This window comes from Sphaerimonospora thailandensis (genome assembly GCF_016863115.1).
Taxonomy (GTDB): Bacteria; Actinomycetota; Actinomycetes; order Streptosporangiales; family Streptosporangiaceae; genus Sphaerimonospora; species Sphaerimonospora cavernae.
Window position 1 is genome coordinate 1 of record NZ_BOOG01000135.1, and the last position, 1,263, is coordinate 1,263.

Sequence of the window (1,263 nt, forward strand, 5' to 3'; positions counted from 1 at the left end):
TTCTCACTGATCTCCCTCTCTGATTTCAACACGGTGCGATTGCACAGTGCGGACGGGCTGCGCCCGCCGATCGAGTTCGAGAACTTGGACGAGGTCGCCCAGTGTGCGATCCAGGCGCGGGTGCGTGACAGGCGACAGGCCGGTGCAGCACGCAGGGCCGCTGCGCGGCGGAAGAACGACGAGAAGGAGGCGGCATGCGCCGCCGCAGTCTGACGAAAGACAGACGTTCGGGCTGGGGGGGTGCGCCGCGCAAAGCGTACGGGGCCGGCTCTCTCCGACCTCAAGGGTCGCTTCGCGATCGCCTGCGGCCGCCCTTGACCTCGGAGCCTCTGCCGGTCTCGGGGGCAGGCCAGGGCCTGCCCCTTGCGGGGCGCGCGGTGCACCAGCAAGATCATAAAAGCACAAGATCACTAACTCGGACTGTCCACGGTTTGAGGGGATTGCCAGCCCCAGTCACCGGTGCGTCAGCGGGGACGAACTGAGGGAGATCACTATGATCGACAGTACGACCAGGTGGTCCCTTCCTCGTGGCAATCAGGTGGTCCCATCACCCTGGCAAGCGACATCACAGACCGCCTTGACGCCCGCCGAGTTGCTCGGCGAACAGGGCCCAGTTGCGCGCGTATCCCTGCGCGAGTCGCGCCACGGCGTTCACGCAATGCGGGGGCAGGCTGGCTGCGATGCTCTCCCTGTTCCTCACGAACGCGGCGCTGGCGTCGAGCAGACGGAGAATGGAGCGCCCTGTGTCGTTCAGATGTAGGGAGGGATCTCGCCGCAGCGTGTCCAGGATGGTCCCGATCTGCGCGGCAGGAGTGACATCAGCCGGTTCGCTCCGGCGTGCCGGCTGTCGCCGCTGAGGAGCACGCCGGGGGGCGGGGCATTCCAGCAGAGTCGGGCTTTCCCCTCGCGCCATACGGTCTCGTACGTCGGAGACGGTGGTGGGAGAGATGCCGGCTTCCTTCGCTACCTGCCAGACCAGACGTGCGGACTCCTCGGCCCGAGCCAGCGTGAGCTCCCGGATGTACAGGCCGACGACGGGGTGGGGCTCGGTCAGGGGATGGACGACCACGTGCACGACCCCGGGATGGGTCGTACTGCCGACGATTAACGACGCACACTCAGACGGCAGTGACACACCGGGGACGCGCGGCGCTAGATAAACATGGACCAGATAGGCGATCGAACTGCCCGCCGGCTGCACGTGTGAGCTGTGCGAAACGCTCAGCGCGTTCCTCCAGGACCCGGAACGGTGTGCCTTCGAGT

Annotated in this window: 1 protein-coding gene and 1 pseudogene; one reads left to right on the forward strand and one right to left on the reverse strand. The window is 66.4% G+C overall.

What is annotated here, in order from left to right; translation table 11 throughout:
• The coding region (locus Mth01_RS29295) for a hypothetical protein (protein WP_204019200.1) at positions 1–213 on the forward strand (213 nt) is incomplete at its 5' end.
• 352 nt (positions 214–565) lie between these two features.
• On the opposite strand, the pseudogene Mth01_RS29300 reads toward Mth01_RS29295, so the two are convergent.
• A pseudogene (locus Mth01_RS29300) lies at positions 566–1,263 on the reverse strand (hypothetical protein); the annotation flags it as partial.